General features: G+C 61.5%; 12 protein-coding genes. 4 read left to right on the forward strand and 8 right to left on the reverse strand.

From position 1 onward, the window contains the following. Positions 1–379: 379 nt before the first annotated feature. Positions 380–1,882: an aldehyde dehydrogenase family protein gene (locus tag KW838_RS26785; RefSeq protein ID WP_218504079.1), complete on the forward strand. Its 1,503-nt coding sequence runs from the start codon at positions 380–382 to the stop codon at positions 1,880–1,882. A gap of 61 nt (positions 1,883–1,943) precedes the next feature. Here KW838_RS26785 and KW838_RS26790 read toward each other — a convergent pair whose 3' ends face one another. Both KW838_RS26790 and cynS read right to left on the reverse strand, forming a co-directional pair. Then, positions 1,944–2,603: a carbonic anhydrase gene (locus KW838_RS26790; protein ID WP_102702605.1), complete on the reverse strand. Its 660-nt coding sequence runs from the start codon at positions 2,601–2,603 to the stop codon at positions 1,944–1,946. Positions 2,604–2,664: 61 nt separating this feature from the next. Then, the gene (gene cynS / locus KW838_RS26795; RefSeq protein WP_102702606.1) at positions 2,665–3,132 is read right to left on the reverse strand and encodes a cyanase; all 468 of its coding nucleotides are present in this window, start codon (positions 3,130–3,132) and stop codon (positions 2,665–2,667) included. A gap of 123 nt (positions 3,133–3,255) precedes the next feature. Between cynS and cynR the strand changes: the two genes are divergently transcribed. Further along, positions 3,256–4,137 (forward strand): transcriptional regulator CynR, encoded by an 882-nt coding sequence (gene cynR / locus KW838_RS26800; protein WP_218504080.1) that lies wholly within the window; start codon positions 3,256–3,258, stop codon positions 4,135–4,137. 189 nt (positions 4,138–4,326) lie between these two features. On the opposite strand, the gene KW838_RS26805 is transcribed toward cynR, so the two are convergent. The 3 genes from KW838_RS26805 to KW838_RS26815 all read right to left on the reverse strand — a co-directional run bounded on the left by KW838_RS26805 (position 4,327) and on the right by KW838_RS26815 (position 7,813). After that, positions 4,327–4,656 carry a hypothetical protein gene (locus KW838_RS26805; protein ID WP_033047536.1) on the reverse strand — a complete coding sequence of 110 codons (330 nt, stop codon included), beginning with the start codon at positions 4,654–4,656 and terminating at the stop codon, positions 4,327–4,329. Positions 4,657–5,179: 523 nt separating this feature from the next. Continuing rightward, on the reverse strand, positions 5,180–5,683 hold the full coding sequence (locus tag KW838_RS26810) for a GNAT family N-acetyltransferase (protein WP_218504081.1): 504 nt from the start codon (positions 5,681–5,683) through the stop codon (positions 5,180–5,182). A 183-nt stretch (positions 5,684–5,866) separates the two neighbouring features. Continuing rightward, positions 5,867–7,813 (reverse strand): DNA topoisomerase III, encoded by a 1,947-nt coding sequence (locus KW838_RS26815; protein ID WP_256358982.1) that lies wholly within the window; start codon positions 7,811–7,813, stop codon positions 5,867–5,869. 258 nt (positions 7,814–8,071) lie between these two features. Here KW838_RS26815 and KW838_RS26820 point away from each other — a divergent pair, with 258 nt between their 5' ends. Continuing rightward, positions 8,072–8,440 carry a DUF427 domain-containing protein gene (locus KW838_RS26820; protein WP_008046975.1) on the forward strand — a complete coding sequence of 123 codons (369 nt, stop codon included), beginning with the start codon at positions 8,072–8,074 and terminating at the stop codon, positions 8,438–8,440. A gap of 54 nt (positions 8,441–8,494) precedes the next feature. Here the strand turns inward: KW838_RS26820 and KW838_RS26825 are convergent, their stop codons facing one another. Beyond that, a complete protein-coding gene (locus KW838_RS26825) occupies positions 8,495–10,117 on the reverse strand; it encodes an MFS transporter (protein WP_102702610.1) in 1,623 nt (540 codons plus the stop codon). Positions 10,118–10,258: 141 nt separating this feature from the next. Continuing rightward, positions 10,259–11,917, reverse strand: coding sequence for a GMC family oxidoreductase (locus KW838_RS26830; RefSeq protein WP_218504083.1), 1,659 nt, complete (start codon positions 11,915–11,917; stop codon positions 10,259–10,261). A 132-nt stretch (positions 11,918–12,049) separates the two neighbouring features. Here KW838_RS26830 and KW838_RS26835 point away from each other — a divergent pair, with 132 nt between their 5' ends. Further along, positions 12,050–12,940, forward strand: coding sequence for a LysR family transcriptional regulator (locus KW838_RS26835; protein ID WP_218504084.1), 891 nt, complete (start codon positions 12,050–12,052; stop codon positions 12,938–12,940). 132 nt (positions 12,941–13,072) lie between these two features. On the opposite strand, the gene KW838_RS26840 is transcribed toward KW838_RS26835, so the two are convergent. Continuing rightward, a complete protein-coding gene (locus KW838_RS26840; RefSeq protein ID WP_218504085.1) occupies positions 13,073–14,170 on the reverse strand; it encodes a DNA alkylation repair protein in 1,098 nt (365 codons plus the stop codon). Between the last annotated feature and the right edge of the window lie 117 nt (positions 14,171–14,287).

A 14,287-nucleotide genomic window follows, 5' to 3' on the forward strand; every position in this document is an offset into this window, starting at 1 on the left:
GTGTGTCAGTCGACATCAATTCTGACTGTCCTGCCGCTATCGCGAGCAAGCTCGCTCCCACAGTGGATGTTGGTCGTGGGCTGGATTTGGTCGACGCCAAACAAATGTGGGAGCGAGCTTGCTCGCGAAGGCTGTGTGTCAGTCGACATCAATTCTGACTGTCCTGTCGCTATCGCGAGCAAGCTCGCTCCCACAGTGGATGTTGGTCGTGGGCTGGATTTGGTCGACGCCAAACAAATGTGGGAGCGAGCTTGCTCGCGATAGCGGAGTGTCAGGCGCTATTGATGTTGGATGGAATGGCCTCTTCGCGAGCAGGCTCGCTCCCACAGGGAAATTGCTATACATTTTCCGGCCGCCCCCTGCATGGTGAAACCGCTTCATGTCTCTCGCGCTCGAACGTCTAGTCGCTGGTACGCCCATTCCTTTCGCCGGTAATCGTGTCACCGTCGTCAGCCCCGAGCTGGCGCAACGCTTCCAGCCCGGTGATCACCTGCTGGTGGAGCAGGTCAGCGGCGAGTTGTTGTTGATCCCCGTGGCTGACCAGCAAGCGGCCAACGTCGCGATCGAGCGCGCCCAAGCGGCGTTTACCGCGCTGTCGGCGGTGTCTGATCAAGCGATCAGCGCTTTCTTCGACCTGTTTGCCCAACGTCTGGAAACCCCGCAATGCTGGACCTTGATCGAGGCCGCCAACCTGGCCGACATCGAACGGGCCAAGGCACGCGGTCGCTCGACCACCCGGTTGCTGGCCGATGAGCGCATGCGTCGCGACATGATCGCCGGCCTGCGCGCGTGGCGTGATGCCGCGGCCACTCGGGGCAAGGTGATCAGCTGCGTCGAGCACGATGGCTGGAAGGTCGAGCAAGTGGTCTCGCCGTTGGGCATAGTCGCGTTCGTCTTCGAAGGCCGGCCGAATGTGTTTGCCGATGCGGCCGGTGTGTTGCGCACTGGCAACACTGCCGTACTGCGCATCGGCAGCGATGCGTTGGGCACCGCCCAGGCGATCGTTACCCATGCACTGAACCCGGCACTGAGCGACGCCGGCTTGCCCGCCGGTGCGGTGTCGCTGGTGGAAAGCGTCAACCACGCCGCCGGTTGGGCGATGTTCGCTGACCGGCGCCTGTCATTGGCGGTAGCCCGTGGTTCGGGGCGCGCCGTCAGCCAGTTGGGCAGCATCGCGCAGCAGTCTGGCACGGCGGTCAGCCTGCACGGCACCGGTGGCGCCTGGCTGATCGCCAACGCCGATGCCGACGCCGAGCGCTTTGCCGCCGTGGTGCGCAACTCCCTGGACCGCAAAGTCTGCAACACCCTGAACGTCTGCCTGATCCACCGCGAACGCGCCGCTGAACTGGTGCCGCTGTTCCTCGACGCACTCAAGCAGGCCGGCACCGCGCGGGGGCAGGGCTGCAAGCTGCACATCGTCGAAGGCAGCGAGTCGCACCTGGCGCAAGACTGGTTGACCGCAACGGTGGAGGTGTATCGCGCCGAAGGCTATCAGACCGAAGCCCAGGCCGAGCCGTTGCCGGAAGATCAATTGGGCCGCGAATGGGAATGGGAAGAAACCCCGGAGGTCAGCCTGAAAATCGTCGACGACCTGGACAGTGCCATCGCCTTGTTCAATCGCTACAGTCCGCAGTTCACTGTGTCCTTGATCAGTGAAAGTGCCGAGACCCAGGAGCGTTTCTACAACGCGGTCAACGCGCCTTTTGTCGGCAATGGCATCACCCGTTGGGTCGACGGCCAGTACGCGTTGAACAAGCCGGAACTCGGTCTTTCGAACTGGGAGAGCGGGCGCCTGTTTGCGCGCAGTGCGATTCTCTCGGGTGATGGCGTGTTCACCATCCGTAGCCGCATGACCCAGATCGATCTGGGCGTCAAACGCTGAGACAGCGGAACCAGTGACCGCTGCAAGGGCGGTCACTTTTTTGAAGTGTCGGTGGTTCCGGTCAAGCGGCTTTGATCGCCTTGGCCGATACCGCACAAGTGCCCGGATACTCGACCAGTGACACAAAGCTGCGACTGTCGGCATCCAGCGCGTCGATCGAACCGGTCTCGATGTCGTACACCCAGCCATGCAGGTTCAACAGGCCTTTTTCCTGGGCCAGGCGCACGCTCGGGTGTGTCTGGATGTTGGCCAGTTGGGCGATGACGTTTTCCCGCACCATCGAACTGACCTTGGCCGCTTCGCTGGCATGTGGCCGGGCTTCGTTGATCACTTTCGCCGACTCGGCGTGTTGCAGCCAGCCGCTGACGGCGGGCAGGTGATCCATGCAGGTGCACTTGGCCACCGCCGTCATGGCGCCGCAGTCCGAATGGCCGCAGATCACGATGTCGGTCACGCCGAGCACCGCGACGGCGTATTCGACCGTGGCCGATACGCCACCCGGATGCGGGCTGTAGGACGGCACGATGTTGCCGGCGTTGCGGATCACGAACAGTTCACCGGGCTCTTGCTGGGTCAGCAGTTCCGGCACGACACGGCTGTCGGAGCAGGTGATGAACAGCGTGCCCGGATGCTGGGTGGTGGCCAGGTGTTTGAACAGGTCGGTACGTTGTGGAAAGGCTTCTTTCTGGAACTTCAGGAAACCGTCGATGAGCGCTTTCATGATCGCGTCCTCATGGGGGGGCAGGGTTCGGCCCGCACGGGGCGTGCGGGCCGGTATCAACTTAGAAAGGACGCAGCGGCAGGAACTTGCCGTCGAGGGTAATGACGGCGCGGGAGCCGCCTTCCGGATCGTCGACTTTTTTCATGTCGAGCTTGAAGTTGATCGCGCTGATGATGCCGTCGCCGAACTGCTCATGGACCAGGGCTTTGAGGGTGGTGCCGTAGATCTGGATCATTTCGTAGAAGCGGTAGATGGTCGGGTCGGTCGGCACACCCGAGAGGCTGCCGCGCAGCGGGATGATCTGCAACCGGGCCACGGCGTCGGCGTCCAGTTCGAGTTTGTCGCCGACCACTTTGGCGGCGCTTTCCGGCAGCGGGTGTTGACCGAGCAGGGCGGCGGTGACGTAGGCCAGGCTCAAGCCGGTGCCGTCGGCGAGGTCCTGCCACGACAGGTTCTTGCGCGCCTTGGCATCAAGGACAGAAGTGGTCAGGGCCAGGCTTGGGTCGTTGTAGGCATGGGACTGTTGCATGGTGATTCTCCTATCGGGAGTGGCGTTGCTTGGGTGTGGGGCCATCTTCTGCCGATCCATCCATAGCGTCCAAGACCGATATACAATGCAATGCATAAGTACTGCCTATAGATGGAGAGTCCGATGTTGCTTCGCCATTTGCGTTACCTGCTGGCGGTGGCCGACCAGGGTGGTTTCACGCGCGCCGCCGAGGTGCTGCATGTGTCCCAGCCGACCTTGTCGCAGCAGATCCGCCAACTGGAGGAATCACTGGGTGTGAGCCTGTTCGACCGCACCTCGCGCACGGTCAGGCCCACCGATGCCGGCCAGGCTTACATTGAATGCGCGCGGCGGGTACTGGTGGAGCTGGAGGCGGGCAGGCGTGCGTTGCATGACGTGAAGGATTTGTCCCGCGGCACCTTGCGCCTGGCCATGACACCGACCTTCATGGCTTATCTGGTCGGGCCGTTGGTGCGCGACTACGTGGCGCGCTACCCGAACATCCACCTGGAGATTTTCGAGTTGTCGATGGACGGGATCGAAGCCGGGCTGGCGGATGATTCGCTGGATATCGCGATTGCGTTTGATCAGGTGCGCAGCACCGACATCGAATCGATCCCGGCGTTTACCGAGACCCTGGGGTTGATGGTCGGGCGCGATCATCCGCTTTACGAGCATCAGGAAGCGTTGTCCGCGCAAGAGGTGGCTCAACTGGAGTTTGCGCTGCTGACCCCGGATTACATCACCCGCACGTGCATCGATGAGTTTTTCGCCAAGGCGCAAATCACGCCCAAAGTGGTGATTGAAGTGAACTCGGTCAACACGCTGCTGGAAGTCATCCGGCATTCCGCCATTGCCACTATCCTGCCGGAACCTATCGCCACGCAGGATCGGGTATTGCGCAAGCTATCCATGCAGGGGGCAGCGCCAGAACGCGGGGCTGCGTTGCTGCGGCGCAAGAACAACTACCACAGTGCGGCGTCGGTGGCGTTTGTGGATCTGGTGTTGGGGACCGATTTCTCATGACCACTACAAAACCCTGTGGGAGCGGGCTTGCTCGCGAAGGCGGTGTGTCAGATTACAATATTTCAACTGACACGCCGCCTTCGCGAGCAAGCCCGCTCCCACAGTTGATCTTCATTCAGGCATAAAAAAAGCCTGCTCCTTATTGGGAGCAGGCCCTGTTTTTCAGTAAGTCAGTGACGACTCATTCAATTAGTAGAACCGGTCAATCACCCGAACTTCGTTCTGATTCTGCATCGAGGCCCAGGCCTGTTTCAGGGTTTGCAGAACATTACCGATGAAGTCCTTGTCGGCCGCGGCCTTCTTGCCGACATAGCCCTGGCCGCGACGGTACATCTTCAGTCGGGCCAGCAGGTTCTGGTTGTTCTGGTCGAACTCTGCTTCATGGGCGTGCGGCGACAGAGGGTCGATATGAACCTGGCCACACTTGCTGATCCAGAGAATATGGCTGTCGTGGCTGTCTTTCTTGGCAGCGAACATACGAGCCAGTTCATCGATAGTTGGTTGATTGTTCAGATTCATCATAAAGCCCCTTGACCAATTGGTGATCTTTCAAAGTTGATTCGCTAATACAGGTAGCCCATCGGTTAGTTGATCCCTGGCACCGAAACCAGGACGTCAGCGTTCGACCGCCTTATCGGGCGGGGTCCTGCGTCTGTTGCATGTAGTCGTGTTGAATAACTGCTACGCAATAGCGTCACAACGAAGAGAAGCGGCGAAAACCTTAAGGCCACTGCCGACATTTTCAGGGTCGGCCACAAGCATCATGAGGATTGCTCGCCAAGACTTCTCGCCCTTGTACTGGACGTTCAGGCCAGGTCAGCTTCTTCAATCTGCCTTGTGGGCAGCGTGTATCCGGGAAAAACAGCTCGGCGGTCAGACGAGCTTGCTCAAACGTGTTGCCTGTACTCCCGATCGGGGAGACGTCTGCATCATGCAAGGGCAAAACGGAGGCGTCAACGGTTTTGTAGTGATTATTTTCAGTCACTACATATTGTCGGACAAAGCTGTTCGGAATTAGCGGCGGGAGGCGAGGGCGTGTCGATCAGGACGACAAAGGCGGGCACGCAAAGCGGTAAAAAGTGCAGGGATGACCGTCTACCACCTGCTGATGCAAGGTGAACGCGCCAACGCCGAGCCCCGGCATCACGGTGGCCCAGAACAGGCGTGCCGGCTGATTCGCCTCGAGATGGAAAATCTGCCATTGACCGGGGAATTGACTCAAGAGGGTGGAAACGACAAATCGCGCGACACCCCGGCCACGAAAGCGTCGACTGACAAACAGATAGCCGATGTTGTAGTCGGCACCGGGGAGATGAGTCCGGTCATCCACGGTCACGAAGCCGGCCAGGTCCCCGTCGACCTTGATCAGGAAAGGTCGGGTGGCCGGGTGTCGCCAGTACTCCGGCATGGGCAGGATGTTGAAGAATCCGGATTCGCCCAGCTTTAGCGGCAGCCATTCGCTGAAGTCGTAGGTGTAGAACTGCATCAGGTTTTCGATGGTTTCCAGTTCGTCGCGTTGGGCGGCGTGTAGTGCTATCGAAGACATACGGGGGTGGCTCCCGATCGGCCAAGGGACACATTTGATTATGGTCGGCGTCGCACGAACTGTGGCGAGGGAGCTTGCTCCCGTGGAGTCGCGAAGCGGCTCTCGCTTTCAAACAAAATCATTGGGCCTGCTGCGCAGTCCAGCGGGAGCAAGCTCCCTCGCCACAAGGGCTCAGTGTCAGGTCTACGTTTTGACTGCCGGTTTTGCCCTGCGCTTGGTGCCGCTCGCAGGTTTGCGCGCAGTGCCTTTGCGCTTTTTCTTCCAGGGGGCTGCGGCGGATCCGCTGGGCGGTGGGCCGCTGATGGTCAGGCTCAGTCCGGCGCAACGGCTGACCTGCTTGCTCATCCACGCCGCCTGTTTGGTGACGAACTCCTCAAGGCTCATTTCCCCGCTTTGCACCATGTCCAGGGCCTGTTCCCAGATCGCCGTGGTGCCCGGGTCGGCAATGGCCCGCGGCACGGCGTCGATCAGGCTGAACGCGGCCGGCGTGGCGGCCAGGGCCTTGCCGTTCTTGACCAGATAACCACGGTCGAGCAGGCCCTGGATGATCGACGCCCGGGTCGCTTCGGTGCCGATGCCGGTGGTGTCCTTGAGCTTTTGCTTGAGCAGCGGGTCTTCCACCAGTTTGGCGACGTTCTTCATGGCCTTGATCAGATCGCCTTCGGTGAACGGCTTTGGCGGTTGTGTCCAGAGGTCCTTGAGTTGCACGCCGGCCACTACGCAATCGATGCCTTCGGCCAGTTTGGGCAGTGTCTGTGGCGCTGGAGCTTCGCGTCCCTTGGTCGGCGCCAATGCCTCGGGCAGGGCGCGTTTCCAGCCCGGCTCGATGATCTGCTTGCCGACAGCGCGCAAGGCTTCGCCTGCGCAATCGAAGTCGGCCTGGGTGCGGTCGTATTCGTGATTGGGCAGGAACTGCGCCAGATACCGCGCGCGGATCAGCGTGTAGACCGCGCGCTGCTTGCCTGCCAGCTTGTCGAGGTTCTTCGCCGCAGCGGTGGGGATGATGCCGTGGTGAGCGCTGACCTTGGCATCGTTCCAGGCCCGTGAGCGCCGTTGTGGATCGAGGTGATCGTGCAAGGCGTTCAACGCCGGGTCGGCCTGGCGCAGCGCCGCCAGAATGGCCGGCGCCTCGCTGTGCTGACTGAGGGGCAAGTAGCCGCAATCGCTGCGCGGATAGGTGATGACCTTGTAGGTTTCGTACAGGGCCTGGGCGATGTCCAGGGTTTCCTGGGCGCCGAGGCCGAGTTTCTTAGAGCAGACCTCCTGCAGGGTGCCCAGGTCGAACGGCAGCGGGGCCACTTCGCGCATCCGTTCGGTGCGCAACTTGATCACCCGCGCACTGGCCGCGCCGCGCATGGCGTCTGCTGCTTGTTGGGCCAGCGCCTGGTTCAGGCAGCGGTCCTGATCGTCGCAAACCTCGGATGCCGCTCGCCATTGCGCGGTGAACGGGGTGCCGTTGTGCAGCAGTTGCACATCGATGGCCCAGTGGGGGACGGGCACAAAGTCGGCAATGCTGCGATCTCGATCCACCACCAGGCGCAAGGTCGGCGTTTGCACCCGGCCCACCGGCAGCACGCCTTGATAGCCGGACTGGCGCCCCAGCAAGGTGAACAGCCGGCTCATGTTCATGCCGATCAGCCAGTCGGCCCGGGAACGCCCCAGGGCCGAGTGATAGAGGCTGAACGTCTCGTTGCCCGGTTTCAATGCCGCGAGGGCCTTGCGGATGGACGCATCGTCCAGGGCCGACAACCAGAGGCGGCGGATCGGCCCGCGATAGCGGCAATGCTCCACCAGTTCCCGGGCGATCATCTCGCCCTCACGGTCGGCGTCCGTGGCAATGATCAGTTCGGATGCCTCACCGAGCAGGCGCTTGACCGCCTTGTACTGGCTGGCGGTGCGTGGCTTGACGGTCATTTTCCACTTTTCGGGAATGATCGGCAGGTCGGCCAGCACCCAGCGCTTGTAGCGCGCGTCGTAGGCATCCGGCGGTGCGGTTTCCAGCAGGTGGCCGATGCACCAGGTCACCGTGACATCCGTTCCCAGCCAACAGCCATCGCCCCGGCGCCGGGCGCCGAGGACTGCCGCAATGTCTTTGGCCTGGGAAGGTTTTTCACAGAGGTACAGCCGCATAACCACCATCGTCGATCTATGTGTCAGGGGTGCACAGAATGGCGCTTGATGGACGATGGAGCAATCTTTATCTGTATGGATGTACAGCTTGGTGTGTCGCTCCCGTTCGGCTGCGAAGCAGTCGCGAGGGTAAAACTTGGGTTATACCTGATAAATCGTGGTCTCAGGTTTTGGGGCTGCTGCGCAGCCCATCGCGGGCAAGGCACGCTCCCACATCATCGATTTGCAGGTCCATCACCGTCATGAGGAACGTTTTCCATGAAAAGCTCCGGTCCTAGCCCTGTCATCACCATCGCCGAGCAGCCTGGCTGTCTGCTGGTGAGGTTCCACGGCATTCAGGTCGCCGCCTCGGCGCGGGCCCTGGTGTTGCTGGAGGCCAACTACCCGCCGGTGTACTACGTGCCGCGGGAGGATATCGACGAGAAATATTTCGCCCGCACCGACCACACCAGCTATTGCCCGTACAAGGGCGATGCGAGTTATTTCAGTTTGCAGGTGCCGGGGCATGAGAGTGCCAATGCGGTGTGGAGCTACGAAGACCCCAAGGTGTCGGTGGAGCAAATCCGCGGGTATCTGGCGTTCTATCCGGATCAGGTGAAGTTCGAGTTGCTTGATGCCGAAGTTTGATTGGAGCTGATCGCCGCGACGAGGGAGCATGCTCCCTCGTCGGCAGGCATAACCTCAGTTCTTGTCGAGATCCACGTTACGCGTCTCACGCAGACATATCATCCCCACCACCAGGCTTACCCCGGTGATCACCACCGGATACCACAGCCCGTAGAAGATGTCCCCGGTGTACACCACCAGCGCGAACGACACCGTCGGCAGGAAGCCGCCGAACCAGCCGTTGCCGATGTGGTAGGGCAGGGACATCGAGGTGTAGCGGATGCGGGTCGGGAACAGCTCGACCATCAACGCCGCCAGCGGGCCGTAGCACATGGCCGAGATGATGATCAGCGCGACAATCAGCGCCACGATCATCGGTTTGTTGATCTGCTGCATGTCCGCCTGTTGCGGGTAGCCGGCGAGGGTCACGGCACCGCGCAGGGCGGCTTCGTCGAAACCATCGATCTTCACGTCGCCGACGCTCACCTGCACGTCACTGCCGGCCGGGGCCGCTGCGCTCTGGTACGGCAGGCCCTGCTTGACCAGGAAGGTCTTGACCTTGTCACACGGGCTGTCGAATTTCGCCTTGCCCACCGGGTCGAACTGGAAGGTGCAGGTGGCCGGGTCGGCCATCACGGTGATCGGTGCCTGGCGGCTGGCCTGGTCAATGGCCGGGTTGGCGTAGTGGGCCAGGGTCTTGAAGATCGGGAAGTACAGCGCGGTGGCCAGCAGCAGGCCGATCATCAGCACCGGTTTGCGCCCGACCTTGTCCGACAGCCAGCCAAAGAAAATGAAGAAGGGGGCGCCAATGGTCACGCTGACAATCAGCAAGCCGTTGGCCACGGCCGGGTCCATTTTCAGGAACTGGGTGAGGAAGAACAGCACATAGAATTGCGCGGCGTAGAAGGTCACCGCTTGCCCGGCATTGATGCTGAACAGCGCGATCAACACCACCTTGAGGTTTTCCCATTTGCCGAAGGAATCGCGAATCGGCTGTTTGCACAGCTTGCCTTCCTCTTTCATTTTCACGAAGGCCGGCGACTCGTGCAGGCTCAGGCGAATCCAGGTGGAGATACCCAGCAGCACGATGGAAAACAGGAACGGAATGCGCCAGCCCCAGACTTCGAACTGGTCGCCGGTGAAGTAGCGGCAGCCCAGCACCACCAGCAGCGAGAGCAGCAGGCCCAGGGTCGCGGTGGATTGAATCCAGCTGGTGTGGAAGCCGCGCTTGCCCATGGGCGCGTGCTCGGCGACATAGGTCGCGGCGCCACCGTATTCACCGCCCAGGGCCAGGCCCTGGAGCATGCGCAGCACCACCAGGATGATCGGCGCGGCGATGCCGATGCTGGCGTAGGTCGGCAGCAGCCCGACACAGAACGTCGCCAGGCCCATGAGGATGATGGTGGCGAGGAAGGTGTACTTGCGCCCGATCATGTCCCCCAATCGACCGAACACCAGCGCGCCGAACGGCCGGACGATGAAGCCGGCGGCGAAGGCCATCAGCGCAAAGATGAACGCCGTGGTGTCGTTGACCCCGGCGAAGAACTGCTTGCTGATGACCGCCGCGAGGGCGCCATAGAGGAAAAAGTCGTACCACTCGAAGACGGTCCCGAGGGACGAGGCGAAGATGACTTTCTGGGTTTCCTGGCTGGTGCCCGCGCTGCGCACGGCTTCCAGGGGCTGAACGTGTTCTGACATACCGGTATCCCTCACAGTGATTGTTTTTGTTGTTCCACTGGTGTTGCGTGTTCCATTTCAGGGGTAATGCTCAGTGTCCGTGAATCTGATGCGGTCCTTGTGGGAGCGAGCCTGCTCGCGAAGGCGTCGTGTCATTCAACATCAATGTGAATGATCCACCGCTTTCGCGAGCAGGCTCGCTCCCACAGAAAGCGTTTCTGGCGTGGCCAGGATCATCTGCGCAGCCTTCTCTGCAATCATCAGCGTCGGCGAGCAGGTGTTGCCCGAGGTGATGCGCGGCATGATCGAGGCATCGGCGATGCGCAGGCCAGGGATGCCATGGACCTTGAGTTGTGCATCGACCACGGCGTCGGCGTCATTGCCCATGCGGCAGGTGCCCACGGGGTGGAAAATCGTGGTGCCGATGCGCGCGGCGGCTTCGTGCAGTTGTTCCTCGCTTTGCAGGCTGGCGCCGGGCAGGTATTCCACCGGATTGAAGGCGCGCAGGGCCGGCGCGGCGACGATGCGCCGGGTCAGGCGAATGGCGTCGGCGGCGACCCGCAGGTCTTCCGGGTGGCTGAGGTAATTGGGCTGGATCAGCGGTGCTTGTTGCGGGTCAGCCGAGCGGATATCCACCCGGCCACGGCTTTGCGGGCGTAGATCGCAGACCGATGCGGTGAACGCCGGGAACCCATGCAGCGGTTCGCCAAAGCGCTCCAGCGACAGCGGCTGCACGTGGTATTCGAGGTTGGCTGAAGCCTGTTCCGGCCCCGAGCGGGCGAAGGCGCCCAACTGGCTCGGCGCCATGGACAGCGGGCCGCTGCGGTCATACAGGTAGCGCAGGCCCATGCCCAGCTTGCCCCACAGGCTGCCAGCCATCTGGTTCAGGGTGCGGGCATTTTCCAGCTGGTAGATCAGCCGCAGTTGCAGGTGATCCTGCAGGTTGCCACCGACACCGGGCAGTTCATGGGCGACGCCAATACCCAGCCGTTCCAGCAGTGGACGCGGGCCGATGCCGGAGCGTTGCAGGATGCCTGGCGACCCGACCGAGCCGGCACAGAGGACGATTTCCTTGCGCGCCTTGAAGGTCTTCACCGCGCCTTGCCAGCGGGCGCTGACTGCCGAGGCGCGGCCGTTTTCCAGCAGCACGCGGTCGACTTCGACCCCGGTCAGCACGGTGAGATTGGAGCGTTGGCGAATCGGTTTGAGAAACGCCTTGGCCGCGTTCCAGCGAATGCCGGCCTTCTGATTGACCTGGAAATAGCCGCAACCTTCGTTGTCGCCCTGGTTGAAGTCATCGATGCTGGCGATGCCGCTTTGTTCGGCGGCACTGCGGAAGGCGTCGAGAATCGGCCACGACAGGCGCTGGCGTTCGACTCGCCATTCTCCCGCGTCGCCGTGAAATTCGGCGGCGCCGGCGAAGTGGTTTTCACTTTGCTTGAACAGCGGCAACACGTCCTGCCAGCTCCAGCCGGGGTTGCCGTCGGCGGCCCAGCGGTCGTAGTCACCGGCCTGCCCGCGCATGTAGATCATGCCGTTGATGGATGAGCAGCCGCCCAGTACCTTGCCGCGCGGATAACTCAGGGCGCGACCTTGCAGGCCCGGTTGCGCTTCGGTCTTGAAGCACCAGTCGGTGCGCGGGTTGCCGATGCAGTACAGGTAACCCACGGGGATGTGAATCCACGCATAGTTGTCGCGGCCGCCGGCTTCGAGCAACAACACGCGATGTCGAGGGTTGGCCGACAGTCGATTGGCCAGCAGACACCCGGCCGGCCCGGCTCCGACCACGATGTAATCGTATTCATCAAGGGAAGCCTGCATCCCTGACCTCGTTTTGTTGTTCTTGTTGTCTGTCATCCTAGTTGTTAGCTTTCGTCAAAAGAATGTTAGTTTTTGCGCAGCCGCTGTGCGTTTTTAAACAGCATCCCGAACGGCAACGAACAAGGACGCTTCATGTTCGACTGGAATGACCTGCGGTTTTTTCTCGAATTGCAGCGCAGCGGGCGTTTACTCACGGCTGCCCGGCGCTTGAACACCACCCATGCCACCGTGGCGCGGCACATCGAGGCCATCGAAAAGAGCCTCGGTACGGCGTTGTTCGTCCAGCATGCCCAGGGCTATGAGATGACCCCGGCGGGCGAGGCGTTGCTTAAACACGCCGAGGCGATGGAGAACGTGGCGCTGCTGGCCCAGGAGGAAATCACCCAATCCACTGCGCCGCTGGGCAAGATCCGCGTCGGGGTGACCGAAGGCCTGGGCATCATGTTCCTCGCCAGTCGCATGAACGGCTTGTTCGAGCGCTATCCGGGGCTGGAAGTGGAACTGGTGGCGGTGCCGCGGTTTGTCAGCATCCTCAACCGTGAGGCGGAAATCAGCATCCACCTCGAGCGCCCGGCCGCCGACATGCTGGTCACCCGCAAACTCACCGACTATCGCCTGGCGTTGTATGCCAGCCAGCAGTACCTCGATCGTTCGCCGCCGTTGCGCAGTCGCGAGGACCTGGGGCGTCATGCGTGGATCGGCTACGTCGACGACCTGCTGTTCAGCCAGGAACTGATGTTCCTCAACAGCTTCTGCCGTAACCCGCAGGTGGTGTTTCACAGCACCAGCGTGATCGCCCAGCAGCAGGCTGCGCGCTCAGGCCTGGGGATCGCGGTGTTGCCGTGCTACATGGCCAGTGCCGATCCGGGGCTGGTGCCGCTGTTGCCGGATGAAAGCATCCAGCGCAGTTACTGGATCAGCACTCGCCGGGAGTTGCACAAATCGGTGCGGTTGCGGGTGCTTTGGGATTATGTGGTGGAGTTGTGTGAGCGGGAGCAGGGGTTGTTGTTAGGCGGTGCCTGAACTGCCGCCTTCGCGAGCAGGCTCGCTCCCACACTGGTTTAGCGTCGTTCGCAAAGTATGTGGCAACTCTACCCCCTGTGGGAGCGAGCCTGCTCGCGAAGGCGTCGTAACATTCACAATTGATCGGATGGTTTAACCGAGAATCTCAAATGCCGTGCTGGCCAACCGCTCGCCATTGACCATGACATGCACCGCATGGCGCCCCGCATAATGCCGGCGGGTGGTGAGTTCCTTGATCTGCTGCCCACGGCTGACGGCTTCGCTGGCGTTGCCGGGCAGTGTCAGCGCCTTGAGCTTGAAGACCTTCGCCGAGGTGCTGCCGTTGGCCTTGACGTAATCGATGGCGTAGTCGATCACCAGGCGCTGGCTGCTTTCAACGGTGGATCTAATGGCAAACGACAGGGTGATCTTTTCTCCCAGCCCAATCACCGGCGGTTCGACTTTCACATCGACGATCTCGACTTCAGGCTTGCCACCGGCACCGATGATCGCCAGTGCCCGCTGGTTGCCCTGTTTGATCAGGCTGCGCAGGGCGTGCCGGGCGATCCATGCAGTGTGCCGGTTGTCCAGCGACCAGCCTTCGATCAGGTCCAGCACCCAGTCGGGGTGGTCCTTGGTGATGTCGTTGAGGTGGTTGGCCACGGACTTGCGCACGTACAGGCTGGTGTCGGCCTTGAGGTTGTCGAGGATTTTCGCGGCGAGTGTCGGGTCGGCCTGGACGGGTTCCAGGCGGAATGACCAGGGCAGGCGTGGGCGGCAACCTTCACTGGCCAGGCGTCGTACGTGTTCGTTGGCATCCAGTGACCACTCGTGTATCAGCTTGAGCGAACCCTCGAGGTCGCTGCGCAAAAAATGGCGGATCGCGAATTCCGAAGAGCCGAAAGCGGTGAAGTACTTCAGTGCGTCCATCGACTGCTCGAACGCATGGGCGCCGTAGCGGGCGACGTAGTGCGGCAGACACATGCTGACGAAACCGCTGTTCAGGCGCGGGGCGAGGGCGCGCAGCACCTGCAGCGATGCTTCATAGTCCAGCGGCAACACTGCATGCAGGCATTCGCTGACCCGGGCCATGCGCTGCATGACGCTGAGGTCTGCCAGGCCGGATTGGGCCAGCTTGAGGAATTTCCTGTCGTCAAAATCGGGGTACACCGCCGTCATTTCTGTGGCGATGTGCTGGAGGCGCTCGGTGTTGAAGATTTCCTTGAGGGCGGGGGAGGATTCGTCAGCCATGGTGGATTCCTTTGAAATTGTGGTTATTCCGTCACACCGCGTTATCGTTCTTCGCGAGCAGGCTCGCTCCCACAGAAGAGCGTATGAGCGACAAAGATCCAATGTGGGAGCGAGCCT

It is taken from the genome of Pseudomonas sp. PDM27 (assembly GCF_019219205.1).
GTDB lineage: Bacteria > Pseudomonadota > Gammaproteobacteria > Pseudomonadales > Pseudomonadaceae > Aquipseudomonas > Aquipseudomonas laurylsulfatiphila.

Bases quoted from the DNA above. Each gene is read 5' to 3' on its own strand.
- KW838_RS26840 (WP_218504085.1), bottom strand. From the start codon at position 14,170: ATGGCTGACGAATCCTCCCCCGCCCTCAAGGAAATCTTCAACACCGAG.
- KW838_RS26830 (WP_218504083.1), bottom strand. From the start codon at position 11,917: ATGCAGGCTTCCCTTGATGAATACGATTACATCGTGGTCGGAGCCGGG.
- KW838_RS26815 (WP_256358982.1), bottom strand. From the start codon at position 7,813: ATGCGGCTGTACCTCTGTGAAAAACCTTCCCAGGCCAAAGACATTGCG.
- KW838_RS26790 (WP_102702605.1), bottom strand. From the start codon at position 2,603: ATGAAAGCGCTCATCGACGGTTTCCTGAAGTTCCAGAAAGAAGCCTTT.
- KW838_RS26820 (WP_008046975.1), top strand. From the start codon at position 8,072: ATGAAAAGCTCCGGTCCTAGCCCTGTCATCACCATCGCCGAGCAGCCT.
- KW838_RS26805 (WP_033047536.1), bottom strand. From the start codon at position 4,656: ATGAATCTGAACAATCAACCAACTATCGATGAACTGGCTCGTATGTTC.
- KW838_RS26825 (WP_102702610.1), bottom strand. From the start codon at position 10,117: ATGTCAGAACACGTTCAGCCCCTGGAAGCCGTGCGCAGCGCGGGCACC.
- KW838_RS26835 (WP_218504084.1), top strand. From the start codon at position 12,050: ATGTTCGACTGGAATGACCTGCGGTTTTTTCTCGAATTGCAGCGCAGC.
- KW838_RS26810 (WP_218504081.1), bottom strand. From the start codon at position 5,683: ATGTCTTCGATAGCACTACACGCCGCCCAACGCGACGAACTGGAAACC.
- cynS (WP_102702606.1), bottom strand. From the start codon at position 3,132: ATGCAACAGTCCCATGCCTACAACGACCCAAGCCTGGCCCTGACCACT.
- cynR (WP_218504080.1), top strand. From the start codon at position 3,256: ATGTTGCTTCGCCATTTGCGTTACCTGCTGGCGGTGGCCGACCAGGGT.
- KW838_RS26785 (WP_218504079.1), top strand. From the start codon at position 380: ATGTCTCTCGCGCTCGAACGTCTAGTCGCTGGTACGCCCATTCCTTTC.